The sequence below is a fragment of the Pseudomonas sp. GW821-FHT03C07 genome, from assembly GCF_059420925.1.
Window position 1 is genome coordinate 98,092 of record NZ_JBWKUQ010000005.1, and the last position, 18,796, is coordinate 116,887.

Below are 18,796 nucleotides of genomic sequence, written 5' to 3' on the forward strand. Positions count from 1 at the left end.
GGGCGCCGCTATTTGAACTGGGCGACCAGCGCGTCGGCGCCTTTATCGATCCCGGTTTTTGCCGCGCTCAGGGCTCCACGGGTGGCGCCGATGTTCAGCGAGTTGGGGTATTGCTTGGTCACGTAGGCGTTAAGCAGGCGGTTGCTGGACGAGTCGTAGATCTCGACCGCATAACTGACCGAACCGGTAAACGTACCCTCCTTTCCGCGAATCGATTGCACGATGTTGTATGGGCCGCCGGCCAGATCGAAGCGCGTGAACGTGCCGAGAAAGGGCGTGGTGGTTTGCGCACCGGTCAAGGTCAGCTTGATGCGCAGGGCATTGGGTGCGGGGATTCGGGTCAACTTGAAGCGCTCTTGCAAACGTTCGCTGAACTGCTTTTTCATATGGCCGGCGAGGGTTTGCCTGTCGGCCTGTGTCAGGTCGCCGAATTGATTGTCTGGCGCCTGATAGATCGTGATCGGTTCGAGAATGACCGCGGAGTAGTTGCGCCAGTCAACGTTGGCCTTGTAGAGGTAGGGCACGCGGTAGGCGTCATCCTCGGTGTTCGGTGCCAGGCGTGCCGAGGAGTCGATACCGGTATACAACGATGGGGTGGTTGTGGCACATCCGGCCAGGGCCAGGGTGATCGTCAGCATGACCCGTTGAGAAACCTTGAGCATTTTGTTCATGTTGGAACCCTGTTTGAAGAAGCGTGGTCAGGTGGGAGAGGGTGGTCTTGACGTTGAGGTCAGGTGTGCTCCAGCCTTTCCTTGTCTTTGAAGGGCCTGGGAAGTACAGTGTTTCCCGATTAAAACTAAACCACTTGGTACGCTTTAGATTCTTGCGCGGCGGAAGAATACCTGTCAAGCAAAAGTGTACATGATGGTTCACTTAAGCGATTGGAGTGGTGATGAAGGTAAGGACGGAGGCGCGTCGCGAAGCAATCGTTGAGGCCGCGGCGCTGCTGTTTCAGGAGGTGGGTTACGAGCGGGCGTCGATGAATGAGTTGACCAAGCGCCTGGGCGGTTCGAAGGCCACGCTCTATGGCTATTTCCCGTCCAAGGAAGCGCTGTTTGTGGAAGTCGTTCGTTCGGTGGCGACCGTGCATTTATCCGAGGCCGTGGCGCAGTTGTCCGCGCCTGATCGGGAGCGGTTTACGCTTGAGCAGATGCTGATGCGCTTTGGCGAGCGCATGTTGTTTGTGCTGACCAACGAGAGCAGTGCTCTGGCGGTGTACCGGATGGTCATGGCCGAGGCGGGGCGCTCGAACATCGGCATGCTGTTCTACGAGGCTGGGCCAAGCGATTGTAACGAGGTGTTGTCGGCCTGGATGGCGCAAGCCATGGGCCGTGGCGAACTGCGCGAGGCCGATCCTCAGGTCAAGGCGGCACAGTTCCTGGCATTGTTGACCGCGGAAGTACAGGTCAGGCTCTACCAGCCCAGTTCAGAACCGCTGGCGGTCGAGCAGATCCAGACGTTGGTCGGTCGGGCGGTAGAAATGTTCCTCTTGGGAGCTGCGCCTCGCCAGGCTACCGTCAGCGGCGCAGGCAAGGCTGGCGATAAGCGACAGGCCAAGATTAAGGCCTAGGCCAACTTCGTCGGGCTCAAATAGTGAATTTATCGATTTGCGTTTCGCGCCACACAATCCCGACACCTGGCAAGTCCGGGATCACGGCGTTTCCGTCCTTGAAGGTCAGAGTCGGCTCAACAACAGCTCCTGCGATGTCCAGCCGTTCGAGCCAGTCAGCGGTGGGTGAGATTGCCAGCAGGTGTGCACTGAACTCCTGAAACAAGTGGCTGGAAAGCGGCAGGCTGAATTGCTGGGCTAACGCACTTGCTCGGAGCCATCCGGTAACACCACCAATTTTCATGACATCCGGCATCGCCAGGTCGCAGGCACCGGCGCTCAGCGCCTTGAACATCTCTTCGGGGCCGAACCAGTTCTCGCCGATCTGAATCGGTATATCCAATGCTTCGCAGATTCGAGCATGACCGATATAGTCGTACTGAAGAGTCGGTTCTTCGATCCAGGCCAAGTCTTCTTGTTGCAGGGCTAGGCCCCGGCGGATCGCTTCGGGCACGGTCAGGCTCTGGTTGTAGTCGACCATGATGGAAAAATCCTCACCCACCGCGCGGCGCATGCTCCGAATGACTCGCAGATCCTCGGCCAGACTGGCATAGCCGATCTTGGTTTTAACCGCGCGAAAACCTGCTTCGGCGGCGTCAACGGCACGTGACGTAGCCAGGGCTTCACCGTCCAGGCTGTGACTGTCGTAGCTTTTCACTGCCCGTAGATTGCCGCCCAGACACTGTACCAGCGGCAGCCCCTGAGTCTTGGCCAAAGCGTCCCAGGCCGCCATGTCGATCCCGGCGGCGGCCATGCGCACCAAGCCAGTGAAACCCAACAAACAAAAGCGCTTGCTGAGCATCTGTTCCAAGTCACTGGGTGCCAAGGGCTGATCGATGATCAGACTGGCCATGTCATCGACCATCCGCTTGAGCGGCTTGAGCGCTATCGGCGTGTAAGCGAACAGGTAGGCATGCCCGGTTACACCAGCGTCGGTAGTCAGGTCCAACAGCACCAACGGGGCTGTGGCTACAGTGCCGACGGCGGTATGAATGGGATATGTCAGGGGAACATTCACCGCTCGGGACTTGAGCCCGGTAATCTTGACGACAGACATCGTTAACTTCTCGCTTGTTCAAAGGGGAGTATCTGGGCCGGCTCCGGGGCGGCCAATGCACGCGTAGCAGGCAAATCAAGGTAAGCAGGCGACAAGTACGCGATAGAGGGGCAGCCAATCTGGGCCAGGGTCCGGTCGATATCGGCTTTGAGCAGGCGCAACACATCATCCACACCGACTTCGCCCCGCGCCGCCAACCCATACAGAGTGGCGCGTCCCAGTAATACCGCGTTGGCCCCCATGGCCAACGCCTTGACGATATCGGCCCCGCGGCGGAAGCCGCTGTCGATCAGTACTGGGGGGCTGACCTTGCGCACGGTTTCAGCCAGCACTTCGAATGGCGAGATGGCCGTGTCGAGTTGACGTCCACCGTGATTGGACAGAATTACCCCATCGACGCCCTCGGCGATACATCGGGCCGCATCGTCGGCATCCAGCAGGCCCTTGACCAACAAGGTGTGGGGCCATTTGTCACGCAACCAGCGTAATGCCTGCCAATCAAAACTGGCGTCCATCTGCCGACTCATCAGGGCGGCCTGGACCTCCAGGCTGGACGCTTCACTGCTAACGAAGTTGGCCAGTTCCGGCATGCCATGGCGAACCAGGTCAAGTGACCAGCGCGGATGCAGGCAACCGTCGAGCATGACCCGCGGGGTGTAGCTCATCGGCATCTTGAACTGATTGCGCAGGTCGCGTTCGCGATAGCCGTTGACTGCCACATCGGTGGTCAGCACCAGGGTCTTGTAGCCAGCCGCCAGCGCGCGCTCGACCATCTGTTCGGCCAGGGTGCGATGAACCACATAGAGCTGGAACCACAGTTCACCATCACAGCGCCGGGCCATATCCTCGATGGACAAATTGGAAGCGGTGGACAGCACAAAAGGTATGCCCGCCCGGCTTGCCGCACGGGCCAAGGCCAGATCGCCCTCGGGCCACAACGCGCCATTGAGGCCGGTAGGGCCGATCAACAGTGGCAGTGACTGGCGTTTGCCGAACAGACTGGTCGAGAGGTCACGCTGGCTGACATCCATCAACCGGCGCGGCTTGAACCGAACGTTCTGGAACACCTCGCGGTTGTGTTGCAGACCCTGTTCATCTTCGGCGCCGCCTTCAAGGTAATCGAAGACCATTTTTGGTAAGCGCCGACGAGCCAACTCACGATAGTCGGCGACGTTCAGCGGAGCATTGTTCCACATGGATGATGCTCCTCAGTTCTGCGGCGCCAATGTGCTGACTTCGATCAATATGGGGGCGTGCAGCGCCAGAGCCTGATGAAGCGCATCTTCAAGTTGGCCTCGGTCCTCGGCTTTGAACGACTGCATGCCATAGCCCTTGGCCAGGGCACAGAAGTCGATGCCCGGGACGTCCAGGCCTGGCACATTCTCCACCTGCAGAACCCCGGCAAACCAGCGCAAGGCGCCGTAGGTCCCGTTGTTCATGATGACGAAAATCGTCGGGATGTTGTATTGAACAGCGGTCCATAGTGCGGTGATGCTGTAGTTGGCCGAGCCGTCACCGATCACAGCAATGACGCGGCGCTCCGGTTCGGCCAGTTGAACACCCACTGCTGCGGGCATGGCAAACCCCAGGCCACCGGCAGCGGCGAAGTAGTAGCTGCCTGGACTGCGCATGGTCAGGCGTTGCCACATCAGCGCGGTGGTGGAGGTGGATTCGTTCAGGTAAATGGCATCGTGCGGAGCGATTTCGTTGATCGTGTCGAACACCACCTCTGGGCGCAACGGGCCTGCGAGCTGTTCCACCGGCTCAGGCGGTGATAGCGCTGCCGGCATTGTCCGGGAGGAGGACGTTATGCGTTCGGCCAAGGTGGCGGCAATCAAGCCGACATCGCCAACGATGGCGTCACCCATGGGGGCCCGCGCCGCTTCCAGTGGGTCACAGGTAACCGCAATCAGTCGCGTACCTTGAGCCAGGTACTGACCCGGATCGTATTGATGGTAGCGAAACACCGGTGCACCGAGCACCAGTACCAAGTCATGACCTTCCAGCAGTTTTCCAATGGCCGCAATGCCTGCCGGCAGCAGGCCACGAAAGCACGGATGGCGCGTCGGGAAGGGACAGCGCGGTGCCGACGGAGCGACCCACACCGGGGCTTTCAGGCGTTCTGCCAATGTTACGCAATGCGAGTTGGCCTTCGCTGCATCGACATCTGGCCCCAACACCAGCACCGGGTTGCGGGCGTTCGACAGTTGCTCGAGCAGATCCGCTAGAAGGGCATCGCCCGGCAACCCGGCACTGACTACCCGTCGCTCAAGCAAGTGAGAAGATTGTGGATCGGCTTCCCGCGCCCAGTCGTCATAGGGCACGGACAAGTAGACCGGCCCGCGCGGTGACATGGAGGCCATATGGATCGCACGACTCATGGCGTGCGGGACTTCCTGGGCACTGGCCGGCTCATAGCTCCATTTGACCAGTGGCCTGGGCAGGTTGGCGGCGTCGACATTGGTCAGCAGCGCTTCCACCCCAACCATGGCGCGAGTCTGCTGGCCTGCGGTGATGATCAGTGGCGAATGAGAGTTCCAGGCATTGCTCAGCGCACCCATGGCGTTGCCGGTGCCGGCGGCCGAATGCAGGTTCACGAAACCGGGGGTGCCGCTGGCCTGTGCGTAACCATCGGCGATTCCGACAACCACGCCCTCGTGCAGACCGAGGACGTAATTGAAATCCGTTGGGAAGTCTTTGAGGAACGGCAGCTCGTTGGAGCCCGGGTTGCCAAAGACGGTGGTAATGCCTTGGCGACGCAGCAGTTCGTAGGTCGTGGAGTGTACGGATGCCATTGCGATGATCTCTGTCAAAACGTCAGCCTCAAAAGTAAGAGGTCATCTTGAATAGATCAAATAGATGATTTTTTCGACTTAATATAGATGATGTCTATTTTTCTGGGCGGCTGGTCAGTTTCCAGCCGCTTGAGCTCAAAGGCCTGCCAGGGTGTCCTTCAACAGCCCACAAAACCACCGTTGCGCAAGGATATCGCTGTCATGATCATTCCATTGCAGGCTGACTTCGATAGACGGAACGCTAAAGGGCAGTTCCACCACGCGGGTATGGCTGCGAGAGGCGAACATGGTCGCCACCCGTGAGGGCAGGGTAACCAGCAGGTCGCTGCTGGAAACAACTTCCGGCAAGACACTGAAGTGCGGCACCCGCAATCTGACCTTGCGTTCGAAGCCTGATTCGCGCAATCGATCCTCCACCACATGGTGTCCGGTCACTGCGGATACCACCACGTGGTTCTCCTCCAGGTACTGCTCCATCGTCATCGTCGAACCAATGCGTGGGTGGTCCTGACACACCAGGCACACATAGCGCTCACTAAAAATCAGGTCACAGTTAGCATTGAGCGGTGAGTCACTGCGGTTACAGATGGCCGCGTCGATCTTTCCGGTACTCAGCCACTCTCCCAGCTTGTCGATGTCAATCTGGATGATTTCCAGCTCGGTCTCGGGTGCTTGCGCCTGCAAGGCCTTGAGGATGTAAGGCAGAAAGAACACCTCGCCAAGATCAGACAAGGCCAGGCGAAAGCCGCGGGTCGAAACCCGTGGATCGAAGTGGCTGGTCTGGGCAATGGCCCGCTCGATCTCTGATAGTGAATAACGGAATTTCGCATACAGCTGGGTGGCCAGGAACGTGGGCTGCATGCCATCCCGGCTGCGTGTGAACAGTGGCTCGTTAAGCAATGTACGCAGGCGAGACAACGCGTAGCTCACGGACGGTTGGGTCACATGTAAGCGCTCGGCGGCGCCGCTGACACTGCCGGTTTCGAAAATCGTCACGAAGACCCGGACCAGATTGAGGTCGATCACTGTCACTCCGAATATAGTTTTTATTTATATTAAATTGAAAAATCTATCTATTTGATCTATTCGGATTCTATCCATATCGTCTGGAAACGCAAACGAAGTAGTCGTACGCAACTTCGCAATGCCCCCCGGTAGCGTACTGCCAAGTCCTGCTGCCGTGGCCCTGACAATAATAAGAGTAACGTGTATGCGCTCAATTAATGCGTTGGAAGTCGTCAATTCTGCACGACTTAACAAGTTCCACTACCTGCTGGTTTTCTGGTGCTCGTTCATCATGATGTTCGATGGCTACGACCTGGTCATCTACGGTTCGGTGCTGCCACATCTGATGACCGCGTGGGCGTTGACACCCGGTGAGGCGGGCATGTTGGGCGCCAGCTCCATGGTCGGGATGATGTTTGGTGCAGTCACCCTGGGCACGCAGGCCGACCGCTTCGGCAGGCGTCGCATCATCCTTTTCTGCGTAGCCTTGTTCAGCCTGGCAGCGCTGTCCAACGCCTTTGCCACGGACGCCACCAGCTTCGCCTTGTGCCGTTTCCTCACTGGCGCAGGGCTGGGAGGCGTTGTGCCCAACCTGGTGACCATCCTCAAAGAGATGTCGCCGGGTTCATGCCGCAATCGCCTTATCAACTTGATGCTCAGTTTCTTTGCCATCGGTGGGCTTTTTTCCGGCCTGGCAGGTATCTATCTGATCCCGCATCTGGGCTGGCATTCGCCGTTCTACGTCGCGGGCTTGTCGTTTCTGTCCCTGCCGTTGCTCTACAAGACCCTGCCCGAGTCGGTGGACTACCTGTTGCATCGTAACCGTCAGAAGGAGGTCGCCAGGATGTTGCGTTGGATCAACCCGGATCACAATCCCACTGGCTCTGTGACTTATGTGTTGGAGTCGGCTGCTGACGTGGGCGCTGGCAAAACGTCGCTGTCGGCGTTGTTCGGCGATGGCCGGGGGTTCAGCACATTGATGCTGTGGTTGAGCTTTGGCATGTGCATGTTGATGGTGTATGGCCTGAACACCTGGCTGCCGAAGCTGATGAGTAGCGGTGGCTATCCATTGGGTTCCAGCATTGTGTTTCTGGTGGTGATGAACGTCGGTTCCCTAATCGGCACCTTGATCAGCGGCGTGCTGGCCGATCGTTGGGGGTGCAAGGCGACACTGGCGCTGTTCTTCGCCTTGGCTGCCGTATCCATATCGATGTTGGGCATCAAGCCGGACGCGACCACGCTCTATGCCTTGTTGCTGATCGCTGGCGGTTCAACCGTGGGCTGCCTCTCTGTAGTGCATACCTTGGCCGCTGATCTTTACCCATCCCGGGTTCGTTCCACCGGCGTCAGTATGGCTGCTGCGATTGGCCGCTGCGGTGCCGTGGCAGGGCCGTTGCTGGGCGGCTTTCTGTTCAGCCTGAGTTTGCCTTTTGAGCACAATTTCCTGGTCTTCGCCCTTCCTGGAGTGATCGCGGTGATTGCCGTGTTGTTGATCTCACAGAAGCCGGTTGCACTTTCCCTAGCACCAACTCGCCCTACGGAGGGTGTCTGATATGGCAACCACTAACCTTCAAAATCAATATGCGTCTATTGCCGAATTCATGGACGAGCAACGCTGGAAAGCGCGCTTTTATCCTGGAACCTGGCAATCGGCCGAGAACGAAATGCCGGTGAATGAGCCCGCCACTGGTGAGTGCCTGGCAACCGTAGGGATTGCCAGTGCGGCGGACGTTGCGCGCGCCGGGCTGCGAGCCAGGCAAGCCCAGTCGGGTTGGGCGGCCACGCCTTTCGATCAGCGCGCGGCGATACTGCGAGAGGCGGCGCGACTTCTGCAGCAGGAAGCCGAGAGTTTCATCGAATGGAATATCCGTGAGTGTGGCGGTGCTCGTTTCAAAGCCGAGTGGGAGCTCAATGTTTGCGTCGAGCAGTTGCAGATGGCCGCTGCCATGCCAATGCAAGCCAATGGCGAAGTGTTCCCCTCGAGCATGCCAGGGCGAACCAATATCTGGCGTCGGGTGCCGATGGGGGTCGTTGCCGTCATCTCTCCCTGGAATTTCCCGTTGCTGTTGTCCTTGCGCTCGATTGCGCCGGCGCTCGCCCTGGGTAATGCGGTGCTACTCAAACCCTCGGAATTCAGCAGCGTGATCGGCGGTCTGCTGCTGGCACGCTTGTTCGAACTGGCGGGTGTGCCGCAAGGGGTGTTCCAGGTGCTTCCCGGTCTTGCAGAAACCGGTTCTGCACTGGTCAGCGACCCTTCTGTGAAGATGATTGCCTTCACCGGTTCGACGGCTGTGGGGCGCAGGATTGCCGAAACCTGCGGCGCACTGCTCAAGCGGTGTTCGCTGGAACTGGGAGGCAACAACGCCCTGATCGTTTGCCCTGACGCAGATCTCGATGCGGCCAGCTCGTCAGGTGCCTGGGGCTCGTTCCTGCACCAAGGGCAGATCTGCATGCAGGCAGGAAGGCACATTGTCCATCGCAGCGTGGCCGCGGCCTACACCGAGAAACTCAGGGAAAGGGCAGAGCGTCTTGCCTGTGGGAACCCCTTTACCCAGGCCGTGCAACTTGGACCACTGATCAACGCCCAGCAGCGCGACCGCGTACATGGCCTGGTACAAGACGCCATCCGCCAGGGCGCGACGTTGGTCACAGGAGGGGAATACCAGGATCTGTGTTACCGGCCGACCGTACTGATCGACGTTACGCCGGAAATGCCGGTGTTCAAGGACGAAATTTTCGGGCCGGTCGCGCCCATCGTCGTGTACGACGATATCGAGGAGGCCTTGGCGCTGGTCAATGCGTCGCCATACGGATTGGCGGTTGCCATTCATACCGCCAATGCCACGCGCGGCTATGAATGGGCAGGGCGTATTCACAGCGGCATGGTGCATGTGAACGACCAGACGGTTAACAACGAATTCCAGGTGCCTTTTGGCGGCATGGGGATTTCCGGTTACGGTGGTCGTTATGGCGGCCCAGCGAACTTTGATGAATTTACCGAGCGTCAGTGGGTCAGCCTGATGAACGATCCAGTCCAGTACCCGTTCTAGCGCGCTTTCCTGTCGCTGGGGGCGGCGCAATCGCTGCGATTGCGCCCTTTATACAAATACATGAGTGAGTCCGGCGAAGCCTTGCGCTATTTGCAGGGGTTCGGCTGTGCGCTGCATTTCAGTTTTTGCAGAACAACAATAAGAAAGGAATATGCATCATGAAAGCTTCTGTTCGTCTTGGTACTTTGGGCTCTTTGTTGACCTTCGTAATCGCTCCCGCAGTGAAGGCTGATGCCCTTGAGGACAGTCATCTCAACCTCGGCTTGCGCAACTTTTACGTCGACAGGGACTTCAAGCAGAGCAATGCCCCCAAGTCTCGTGTCGGCAGTTGGAGCCAGGGCTTCGATTTGCAATTCAAGTCGGGTTATACCGATGGCCCGATCCAGTTTGGCCTGGACGCCGCCGGACAGTTTGCCTATCGGCTCGATGGCGGCGGAGGGCGGGGGCCGGACACCGTGTTGCCCTTCGATAACAGCAAGGGCGAACCGGTTCGTGACTATGGTCGTGCCGGCCTGACCGCCAAAGTGCGGATGTCCAACACCGAAGTCCGCGTGGGCGAGCTACGCCCAACCTTACCTGTGGCCTACATGGATGACTCCAGACAGCTGGTTACCACCTTTGAAGGGGCAACCATTGAGTCCCGGGAGTGGTCGAAACTGACCTTGAACGCCGGTAGATTCTGGAAGATATCCACGCGCGAATCATCCAATCGGGAAGACATCTACCTGTTCGGCAAGAGTCCTGCCCAGAGCAGCGACGGACTCAATTTCGCCGGTGCGCGTTACGACTTTACCCCTGCGCTCAACGCCACCTATTACTTCGGCCAACTGGAAGACATCTACCAGCAACATTACCTCGGACTCGCGTACACCTTGAATTTTGGGGACGGTTATAGCCTCAAGAACGATGTCCGTTACTACAACAGTCGCGAGGAGGGGAAGCAGCTGTCGGGTGACCTCGATAACCGATCGCTGGGCTTTATGACAGCGCTGAGAAAAGGAGGAAATACCTACACGCTCGCTTATCAACGCATGTTCGGTGACGACGCCTTCCCGTTACTCAATGGCTATGCGCCGCAGCCTTATCTTGTGAACTGGTCGACCGTCGCTTTCTACAAAGCGAGCGAGCGCTCCTGGCAAGCGCGTTATGACTACGATTTCGCCGCGCTGGGTGTTCCGGGCCTTAAGTTCATGACCCGCTATCTACGCGGCGTTGACATCAACCCTGGAGCTAACCTTGCGGATAACGTCGAGAGCGAACGCAACTTCGTCATGTCTTATGTGGTGCAGAATGGTCCGCTTCAAGGGCTGGGTGTCGAGGGGCGCAACATCAAGGTGAAGACGCGCTACGGTGCCGACTTCGATGAGAACCGGCTGATCACAACTTACACATGGAAGTTCTGGTAGGCATAACTGTGTTGATGATCGGCAGATGATCGCCGGTTCTCCAGTGGACTGCCAATAATCGTTTAACGAGGCTGCGCTTGATCCAGTCGTAAGGGGCAAAACCCGATGTTTTAGAAAGGCTGCTGCTGATAGCTTCAAGCCTTGGCGATTTTGGACAGCACTTTGATGGAGCGCACGTTGCGACCGGACTCGATCTGCGACAGCATTGCCCGGCTCACACCGCACTGCCGGGCCAAGGCGGCGAGGGGCAGATGACGCTTACCCCGCAGACGTTGCAGATTCTGTGCGACCCGCTCGCAGATCAGTCCTCTTCCGGTTGCTCCAGGTTATCAGGTCAAGCACGGGGTCGTCGGAGCTCGTCAGGAAGCGCGAGGGTTTCTGCGTGTTCACGCGTAACGGGGCTCGGTCGGAGTCCGCTCGATCATGCCATATTGCGTATGCTGAACTTCACTTCCAATGTCGAGAGTCGTTTGCCACTAACCAGTCGAGATCCCTGCGCAGTTGAAAGTCTAGGGCATTAGGCGTGACGGTGAAACTTCCAGTCTCCTCGACTCGGACAAATGTTCTCATGCAGTTATACAAGTCCATAGTTTTCCCAACGGTGCAGACTGTTGCGTTTTTTGTAAGGCTGTATCAATTAACGTCCCCTTTATCGAAACCAACACAGGAGTAGAATTAAGCCATCACCAAATGAGAGGGGAAGACATGATGAAAATTTTACTCGGCGTAATTCTGGCGATCACTGCTACTGCAGCGATGGCAGCCAACGAACCCGTAGATCAGTATCGCGGTGACCAAGATCTGGACATCGCCAAAGTGATTTCTGTAACACCAACATCAACGGCTTGTGACGTGGTACCTGCAACGATGGTCTACATCGACCATCAGGGCGAAACCCATAGCGTGACGTATCAGGTGATGGGCACCTGCTCAGGCGCTTAACGTATTGAACAGCCCCACTTTTCAAGCGACCATTCGGGTTGTTTGTGTTGCTAATTCATGGAAGCTCGCTAACCACCGCATGATGCACTCCATGACTTCGACCCTTGCTATGGCGCTGCTACCTACACAGTTCACCCAATGACTGTAGCGCAGTCTCGTCCGTTTTCATGCCCAGCCGGGTCGAATCGGTTAGCAGTTCGATCCCTTGATGCGTGTTGTCTGCCGGCTTCTCCAAACCGGTAGCTATCTGACGAATCTGAAAGCTGGAGTCTGCAGCTTGTCGAGATAGATTTCGAATTTCATCTGCGACAACAGCAAATCCACGACCATGATCGCCTCCTGCGATCTCCAATGAGACTGTGGGCTGTCGGTGATAGAGCACTGTTATGACCAGCAGCAAAATGTTGATGGGTGCCGCATACAACAACTTAACGCTGTCGAATTCAACCATCAGAAAGACGCCCGCACCCGCTAATATCATTAGCGATGCACCCCAAACCTTGCAGGTCATAACCGAACAACATGCTCTTGTCGACCAATGGATTATTCAAATCAAAGAGTTGGCCACTCCTGGGATGAAATCCTCCGATACCGCGCGCTCAAACAAGTGTCGAGCAGATCGACCAGCTGTTCAATGATTTCAATCACATCCTGGCCAGGGCCGAAACATGCCTTGACCCCTAAATCCAGCAATCGACGCGCGTCAGCATCTGGAATGATTCCCCCCACAACCATCGGTATGTCGAGCTTGCGTTCGCCCAACAGATCCATCCGCTCAGTGAGTAACTCGTTGTGCGCCCCAGCCAGACTCGAAATACCAACCAGATCCACCTAGTTTTCTTCATCCAGTGATTCCAGTAACTGAACCGGCGTCTGGAACATGGGGAGAAGGCGCACCTCGAAACCGGCATCGGCCAGCGCCGCGGCCATCAGTCGAATTCCGCGGTCATGCCCATCTTGCCCCAGCTTGGTTAGCAGAACCTTGGGCGGCCGACTATGGTGAGCAACAAAGGTCGAGATGCGAGCGCATACCAGCGCCCAGCCCGGGCTCTCACTCTGGGTTGTGGTTTGGCGGGCGCTTGTGTGTGGCCCAGGCCTATCGGCGCCACAGCATGATCGGCAAGGCGTTGGTCAACGAAGCGGTGTCGCGAGCCAAGGAGCTGGGCTGCGAGATATTTCGCGCCACGGTGCAGGCACAGAACGAAAGGTACTTCCATGGTCTGCGCTGGCAAACCCTTGAACATATGGAGTTGCTTGGACGGCCTCATTGCCTGATGCAGGCGCGGTTGTCGAGCTACCCATTGATGCAGCGCCAGGTCTCTCTGCGTGCGCTGAAGGTCGCCCGTCATGACTGAAGCTCTTGATCTGTCGGCGCAGCTCGACACGTTGCGCTGTACTCCAGCGATACGCGCCAAGCAGGCGATTCAGCAGCCAGCGGCCGTCATTGGTCAGGTAAAACAGACGCTCACTCGTGAGCAACTTTACGCGCTGCCAGGCGATGACACGGCGGCCATTGCCTGCGGCGATTATTTCCAGTTGCTGGCCATCGAAGGCATGTTGCCAGCCTTCGTTCAAGCAGCACCGTGGTTCGCCGTATGGTCGGCGGTCATGGCCAATGTCAGCGACATCACCGCCATGGGTGGCCGCGCCACAGCAACGGTCAATGCCTACTGGCATCACGATAGCGCTGCGGCGCAGCAGGTGCTGGCCGGTATCCGTGCCGCTTGCGAAGCCTACGGTTTGTTACTGGCCGGAGGGTATACCAGCCTCGCTGCGTAAAACCCGACCGCGCTGGCGGTGGCGATCACCGGTATCGCCCACACACTGCTGTCCACGCTGCACGTGGCACCCGGTCAGGGGTGGATCTGCAAGGTGATTGGCATGCCGGCAGCACCTACTGGAAAGCCTTCGAAGGCGTGCCAGCCGAGCGCCTGCGCAGCAAGCTTGAAGTGTTGCCGCAACTGGCCGAAGCCGGCTTGCTGCGGGCGGCCAAAGACATCAGCAATGCCGGGGTCCTGGGCAGCCTGCTGATGCTGCTGGAAACCACCGGCTGCGGCGCGACCATTGATCTGCAGGCCCTGTCACGCCCAGCAGATGCCGATCTTGAGCGCTGGCTGCAAGTGTTCCCCAGCTATGGCTTTGTGATGACCCTGGAGGGAGGGGACTGGAACGAGGTCCAGGCCGCTTTCGCCTTCGAAGGTGTGCGTTGCGAACGCATCGGCCAGGTCAACGCCAGTGGCTCGCTGCGGGTCCGCGCCGGTGAGCAGCACGATGAGTTCTGGAATCTGCGCGAGCAGGCATTTACCGGCTTCAGCTACCCCCATCTCGATCTCAGCCCTTTGACACTCACCGAACAGGAGAACTGACATGCCCGCCGTCAACTTCAAGGTCCGCTGGCCCAATGGCAAGGAAGCGACAGGCTATTCGCCGTCGACCGTGATTTATCAACACCTGGAAGAGGGGGCCAGTTACCCGCTGGCCGAGTTTCTGCTGCGCGTGGAGAGCGCCTTGAACAGCGCCTCGGAGCGGGTCAAGCAGGTCAAGGGCTTCTATTGCAGCTCGGCTATGGACACATTGAGTTCGCTCAAGGGGCAGGCCAGTTATCTCGAAGGCGAGCTGTTCGAGACTGGTGAGGTGGACGTTCTCTGCATGCGTACCGAAGGTGTAGGCCAGATGATTAGCGCGGGCTGGAGTTCGTTCTGATTCAACGGTCTTTCCCCTTCAACCCTTATTTTTTCATAATATACCGGAGCACCCTATGGCTAGTCACCTCACTACAGTCAAACCTCCACACCACAGTGTGATCATCGTCGGCGGCGGTCAGGCCGGGTTATCCGCCAGCTACTACCTGCAACAACAGGACATCGATCATCTGGTGCTGGAAAAGCACAGCCTGACCCACACCTGGCGCAATCAGCGCTGGGATGCCTTCAGTCTGGTAACGCCCAATTGGCAATGCGCTTTACCGGGTTATACCTATACCGACGGCTTCAACGGCAGCGATCCTCACGGTTTCATGAAGAAGGATCAGATCAACGAGTACCTGGCCGGGTTCGTCAAATCGGTCAATGCCCCGGTCCGTGAAGGTGTCGCGGTGCAGCGCGTGGTCCCCCGAGCCGTTGGTGGTTTCGAGATACACACCTCGCAAGGCGAGTTCACTGCCGATCAGGTGATTGTCGCGTCGGGCGGCTATCACACGCCGATCATCCCGCGCCTGGCCGAGCGTCTGCCAGCGGGCATCCATCAGACTCACTCCGAGCAATACCGCAACCCACAGGCTTTACCCGCTGGCAATATACTGGTAGTCGGTTCAGGGCAATCAGGCGCGCAGATTGCCGAGGACCTGCACCTGGCCGGGCGCAAGGTCTATCTGGCGGTCGGCGATGCGCCACGTTGCGCGCGCTTTTACCGTGGCAAGGACGTGGTCGATTGGCTGGCGGAAATGGGCTACTACGATATCGGCGTTGATACCCATCCGCTACGTGAAGGCGTGCGCGACAACACCAACCACTACGTCACCGGCCGAGATGGGGGGCGCGATATCGACCTGCGCACTTTTGCTCGCGAAGGTATGGAATTATTTGGTCGTCTTGAGGGGTTGGAAGGCAATCGCTTGCAGTTTTCCTGCAACCTGGGCGAGAGCCTGGACAGCGCTGACGCGGTCTACAACCGGATCAACGCATCGATCGATAAATACATCGAGCAACACTCGATTGTCGCTCCAGCCGGTGAGCGTTATGAGCCGGTCTGGACGCCCGAGCAGGAGCGCAGTGAACTGGACCTGCAAGTGCAGGGCATCACCAGCATCATCTGGTGCATTGGCTTCACCCCAGATTTCACTTGGGTAGAAGCCCCTGTGTTCAACGGTCGTGGTCATCCGGGCCACCAGCGTGGGGTCACGGCGTAGACGGGTTTGTACTTCCTCGGGTTGCCGTGGCTGTACACCTGGGGCTCCGGGCGTTTTTCCGGGGTCGCGCGGGATGCGCAGTATCTGGTTGAGCATATTGTCGATTCTCGGGCTGAATTGACTGCGCAGTTGCGGCGCTCCGCTTCCAGGTAGGCGAACCTGATACGTGTGGCTATTTCTGATCGGAATAGTGATAAGTCAGGTGTTGCTTGCACCTGACTTATCAACTCTCAGCGCCTGTAAATGCTGATAAGAATGGCTACTGTGATTGGAGCATCAAAAGCGGGCTTTTACCTGTATCTGATATGTATTTTTTAACCCTATCTGACGCTGTTATGCAGCCCAGTTTTAGAGGATATTCTCCGATAAAGGAATGCCCTGCTCGAGAGGCGCGTATCGCTCGATCAGAAGCTTTGACCCGGGAAGGTCGAAACGACGCAGCCTATGGTGTGCCTCTCATGGGTTGTGATGAAGCAGTATTTCGCCACTTAACATCCCCTGTTCCTCGTGTGCATAACTTCAATAAACAGTATCCCGGTTGGGGGCCGATGGCACTGGTATTCCGGTGGCCGCTTTATCAGTCTGAGGATGTTCTATGTCAGCCCTAGAGGCGATTGATCTCGCCCGAATCCAATTCGCCTTTACCGTTTCCTTCCATATCATCTTTCCCGCCATCACTATTGGCCTGGCCAGTTATTTGGCGGTGCTCGAAGGCCTGTGGCTGAAGACTCGTGACGATACCTACCGTGACCTGTACCACTTCTGGTCGAAGATATTCGCGGTCAATTTCGGTATGGGCGTGGTCTCCGGCTTGGTCATGGCCTATCAGTTTGGTACCAACTGGAGTCGTTTCTCTGATTTTGCCGGTTCCATCACCGGGCCGTTGCTGACCTATGAGGTGCTGACCGCGTTCTTCCTGGAAGCAGGTTTCCTCGGGGTTATGCTGTTTGGTTGGAATCGTGTCGGGCGCAGGTTGCATTTTTTTGCCACGGTAATGGTGGCCATCGGTACCCTTATTTCAACTTTCTGGATCCTGGCTTCCAACAGCTGGATGCAGACACCGCAAGGTTATGAGGTGGTCAATGGCCAGGTGGTTCCGGTCGATTGGTTCGCTGTGATCTTCAATCCTTCATTTCCTTATCGTTTGATGCATATGGCGACAGCTGCATTTGTCGCTACAGCCTTTTTTGTGGGTGCCTCTGCTGCCTGGCATCTGCTGCGCGGACGAAACAATCCGGCGATCCGCAGAATGTTGTCGATGGCGATGTGGATGGCGCTGATCGTCGCGCCATTGCAGGTTGTGATTGGCGATATGCACGGACTCAATACCTTGAAGTATCAACCGGCGAAAATTGCCGCGATAGAAGGGCATTGGGAAAACGAAGGGAATGAACCAACGCCGCTGATCCTGTTCGGTCTGCCTGATATGAAAGCAGAAAAAACCCGTTTTGCGCTGGAAGTTCCTTACCTGGGTAGCTTGATTCTGACCCATAGCCTCGACAGACAAATCCCGGCATTGAAGTCATTCCCGCCTGAAGATCGTCCCAACGCCATGATCGTCTTCTGGACTTTCAGAGTGATGGCGGGTCTGGGAATGCTAATGATCGCAGTAGGCCTTTGGAGCCTGTGGCTGCGCAGCCGTGGCACGCTCTATCAGTGCCGCCCGTTCCTGTATCTGGCTTTGTGGATGGGGCCGTCGGGCTTGATCGCGTTGTTGGCAGGCTGGATCACCACTGAAGCGGGCCGTCAGCCGTGGGTGGTTTATGGCGTGATGCGTACCACCGATGCGGTCGCCATACACAGTGTCCAGCAACTGACTGCGACCCTGCTGATATTCGTGGTGGTTTATTTTGCGCTGTTCGGTACGGGGCTTGGCTACATGATGCGTCTGGTACGCAAAGGTCCTCAGGTTTATGCCGATCATGCGTCTCATGGAGGTCCAGGGCAGTCACAGACACCCGCTCGGCCGCTGTCTGCCGCCGATGAGGAGAACTGAGTCATGGGAATTGATCTACCGCTCATTTGGGCAATTATCATTATCTTCGGAATCATGATGTACGTGGTCATGGATGGTTTTGATCTGGGGATAGGGATTCTGTTTCCCTTTATCAAAAGCGAGAAAGACCGTGATGTCATGATGAACACGGTCGCCCCGGTATGGGACGGTAACGAGACCTGGCTGGTGCTCGGAGGTGCGGCGCTGTTTGGCGCCTTCCCACTGGCTTACGCGGTGGTTCTGTCGGCATTGTATCTGCCCTTGGTACTGATGCTGGTGGGCTTGATATTTCGTGGTGTCGCCTTTGAGTTTCGTTTCAAGGCACGTGCCGAAAAACGCCATATTTGGAACAAGGCTTTCATCGGCGGCTCGATGGTCGCGAGTTTTTTCCAAGGTGTCGCCCTGGGCGCCTTCATCGATGGTTTTCCGCTGATAAACCGCACATATGCTGGCGGTGAACTGGATTGGCTGACGCCATTCAGTCTGTTCTGTGGCTTGGGGCTGGTGGTGGCTTATGCATTGCTCGGGTGTACATGGCTGATCATGAAGACCGAAGGCCGGCTGCAAGAGCGCATGCAGATGCTGGCCCGCCCTTTGGTTCTGGTCCTGCTAGTAGTGATTGCTGTGGTGAGTATCTGGACGCCGTTAGTGCACAGTGAGATCGCAGGACGTTGGTTCTCGATGCCCAACCTGTTGTGGTTTGCACCGGTACCGATGCTGGTACTGGCGACGGTCGGCGTGCTTCTGCGCGCCGTATCTCGCAAAGCGCACTATGCACCGTTCCTCTTGACCCTGGCCCTGGTCTTCCTGGGCTATAGCGGATTGGGTATCAGCCTGTGGCCAAATATTATTCCGCCTTCTATCTCTATCGTTGAGGCCTCTGCACCCGCGCAAAGCCAAGGCTTTATGCTGGTGGGAGCGTTGTTCATCCTGCCATTCATTCTGGGATACACATTCTGGAGCTACTACGTATTCCGCGGCAAAGTCCGCCATGAGGATGGTTACCACTAAACCAAAAGTGCTCGGCGA

At 57.4% G+C, this 18,796-nt stretch carries 17 protein-coding genes and 3 pseudogenes; 12 read left to right on the plus strand and 8 right to left on the minus strand.

Features of this window, described 5'->3' with window-relative positions:
* Positions 1-8: 8 nt before the first annotated feature.
* Positions 9-671 carry a DUF3313 domain-containing protein gene (locus tag AC07VG_RS12130; protein ID WP_495021204.1) on the minus strand — a complete coding sequence of 221 codons (663 nt, stop codon included), beginning with the start codon at positions 669-671 and terminating at the stop codon, positions 9-11.
* Positions 672-892: 221 nt separating this feature from the next.
* Between AC07VG_RS12130 and AC07VG_RS12135 the strand changes: the two genes are divergently transcribed.
* Positions 893-1,570: a TetR/AcrR family transcriptional regulator gene (locus AC07VG_RS12135; RefSeq protein ID WP_495021205.1), complete on the plus strand. Its 678-nt coding sequence runs from the start codon at positions 893-895 to the stop codon at positions 1,568-1,570.
* Positions 1,571-1,586: 16 nt separating this feature from the next.
* On the opposite strand, the gene AC07VG_RS12140 is transcribed toward AC07VG_RS12135, so the two are convergent.
* The 4 genes from AC07VG_RS12140 to AC07VG_RS12155 all read right to left on the minus strand — a co-directional run bounded on the left by AC07VG_RS12140 (position 1,587) and on the right by AC07VG_RS12155 (position 6,493).
* On the minus strand, positions 1,587-2,666 hold the full coding sequence (locus AC07VG_RS12140; RefSeq protein WP_495021206.1) for an enolase C-terminal domain-like protein: 1,080 nt from the start codon (positions 2,664-2,666) through the stop codon (positions 1,587-1,589).
* 2 nt (positions 2,667-2,668) lie between these two features.
* Positions 2,669-3,862 (minus strand): alpha-hydroxy-acid oxidizing protein, encoded by a 1,194-nt coding sequence (locus AC07VG_RS12145; RefSeq protein ID WP_495021207.1) that lies wholly within the window; start codon positions 3,860-3,862, stop codon positions 2,669-2,671.
* 12 nt (positions 3,863-3,874) lie between these two features.
* Positions 3,875-5,461, minus strand: coding sequence for a benzoylformate decarboxylase (gene mdlC / locus AC07VG_RS12150; protein WP_495021208.1), 1,587 nt, complete (start codon positions 5,459-5,461; stop codon positions 3,875-3,877).
* Between the two features lie 135 nt (positions 5,462-5,596).
* A complete protein-coding gene (locus AC07VG_RS12155) occupies positions 5,597-6,493 on the minus strand; it encodes a LysR family transcriptional regulator (RefSeq protein ID WP_454866998.1) in 897 nt (298 codons plus the stop codon).
* A gap of 178 nt (positions 6,494-6,671) precedes the next feature.
* Here AC07VG_RS12155 and AC07VG_RS12160 point away from each other — a divergent pair, with 178 nt between their 5' ends.
* The 3 genes from AC07VG_RS12160 (at position 6,672) to AC07VG_RS12170 (ending at position 10,922) form a co-directional block, all read left to right on the plus strand.
* Complete coding sequence (locus AC07VG_RS12160; RefSeq protein WP_495021209.1) at positions 6,672-8,018, plus strand: MFS transporter; 1,347 nt, start codon at positions 6,672-6,674, stop codon at positions 8,016-8,018.
* 1 nt (position 8,019) lies between these two features.
* Positions 8,020-9,516, plus strand: coding sequence for a benzaldehyde dehydrogenase (locus AC07VG_RS12165; RefSeq protein WP_495021210.1), 1,497 nt, complete (start codon positions 8,020-8,022; stop codon positions 9,514-9,516).
* Between the two features lie 158 nt (positions 9,517-9,674).
* A complete protein-coding gene (locus AC07VG_RS12170; RefSeq protein ID WP_495021211.1) occupies positions 9,675-10,922 on the plus strand; it encodes an OprD family porin in 1,248 nt (415 codons plus the stop codon).
* Between the two features lie 96 nt (positions 10,923-11,018).
* Here the strand turns inward: AC07VG_RS12170 and AC07VG_RS12175 are convergent.
* Positions 11,019-11,312, minus strand: a pseudogene (locus tag AC07VG_RS12175) (helix-turn-helix domain-containing protein); the annotation flags it as partial.
* Positions 11,313-11,630: 318 nt separating this feature from the next.
* On the opposite strand from AC07VG_RS12175, the gene AC07VG_RS12180 reads away from it, so the two are divergent.
* The gene (locus AC07VG_RS12180) at positions 11,631-11,864 is read left to right on the plus strand and encodes a DUF2790 domain-containing protein (protein WP_495021212.1); all 234 of its coding nucleotides are present in this window, start codon (positions 11,631-11,633) and stop codon (positions 11,862-11,864) included.
* A gap of 118 nt (positions 11,865-11,982) precedes the next feature.
* Here AC07VG_RS12180 and AC07VG_RS12185 read toward each other — a convergent pair whose 3' ends face one another.
* Together AC07VG_RS12185 and AC07VG_RS12190 are read right to left on the minus strand one after the other, a co-directional pair.
* On the minus strand, positions 11,983-12,315 hold the full coding sequence (locus AC07VG_RS12185) for a methyl-accepting chemotaxis protein (protein WP_495021213.1): 333 nt from the start codon (positions 12,313-12,315) through the stop codon (positions 11,983-11,985).
* A gap of 101 nt (positions 12,316-12,416) precedes the next feature.
* Positions 12,417-12,899: pseudogene (locus tag AC07VG_RS12190) on the minus strand (cobalamin B12-binding domain-containing protein).
* Positions 12,900-12,925: 26 nt separating this feature from the next.
* Between AC07VG_RS12190 and AC07VG_RS12195 the strand changes: the two are divergent.
* The 7 genes and pseudogenes from AC07VG_RS12195 (at position 12,926) to cydB (ending at position 18,778) form a co-directional block, all read left to right on the plus strand.
* Positions 12,926-13,219: an MSMEG_0567/Sll0786 family nitrogen starvation N-acetyltransferase gene (locus AC07VG_RS12195; RefSeq protein ID WP_495021214.1), complete on the plus strand. Its 294-nt coding sequence runs from the start codon at positions 12,926-12,928 to the stop codon at positions 13,217-13,219.
* Positions 13,212-13,643 (plus strand): AIR synthase related protein, encoded by a 432-nt coding sequence (locus AC07VG_RS12200; RefSeq protein ID WP_495021215.1) that lies wholly within the window; start codon positions 13,212-13,214, stop codon positions 13,641-13,643. Before AC07VG_RS12195 ends, AC07VG_RS12200 begins: the two co-directional genes overlap by 8 nt.
* 80 nt (positions 13,644-13,723) lie before the next feature.
* Entirely contained in the window at positions 13,724-14,230 is a 507-nt protein-coding gene (locus AC07VG_RS12205) for an AIR synthase-related protein (RefSeq protein ID WP_495021216.1), read from the plus strand.
* A 1-nt stretch (position 14,231) separates the two neighbouring features.
* Complete coding sequence (locus AC07VG_RS12210; protein WP_495021217.1) at positions 14,232-14,567, plus strand: MSMEG_0570 family nitrogen starvation response protein; 336 nt, start codon at positions 14,232-14,234, stop codon at positions 14,565-14,567.
* Positions 14,568-14,622: 55 nt separating this feature from the next.
* Positions 14,623-15,924 (plus strand): annotated as a pseudogene (locus tag AC07VG_RS12215) (MSMEG_0569 family flavin-dependent oxidoreductase).
* Positions 15,925-16,366: 442 nt separating this feature from the next.
* On the plus strand, positions 16,367-17,767 hold the full coding sequence (locus AC07VG_RS12220; protein ID WP_495021218.1) for a cytochrome ubiquinol oxidase subunit I: 1,401 nt from the start codon (positions 16,367-16,369) through the stop codon (positions 17,765-17,767).
* Positions 17,768-17,770: 3 nt separating this feature from the next.
* Positions 17,771-18,778 (plus strand): cytochrome d ubiquinol oxidase subunit II, encoded by a 1,008-nt coding sequence (cydB, locus tag AC07VG_RS12225; protein WP_495021219.1) that lies wholly within the window; start codon positions 17,771-17,773, stop codon positions 18,776-18,778.
* The last annotated feature ends 18 nt before the right edge of the window (positions 18,779-18,796 follow it).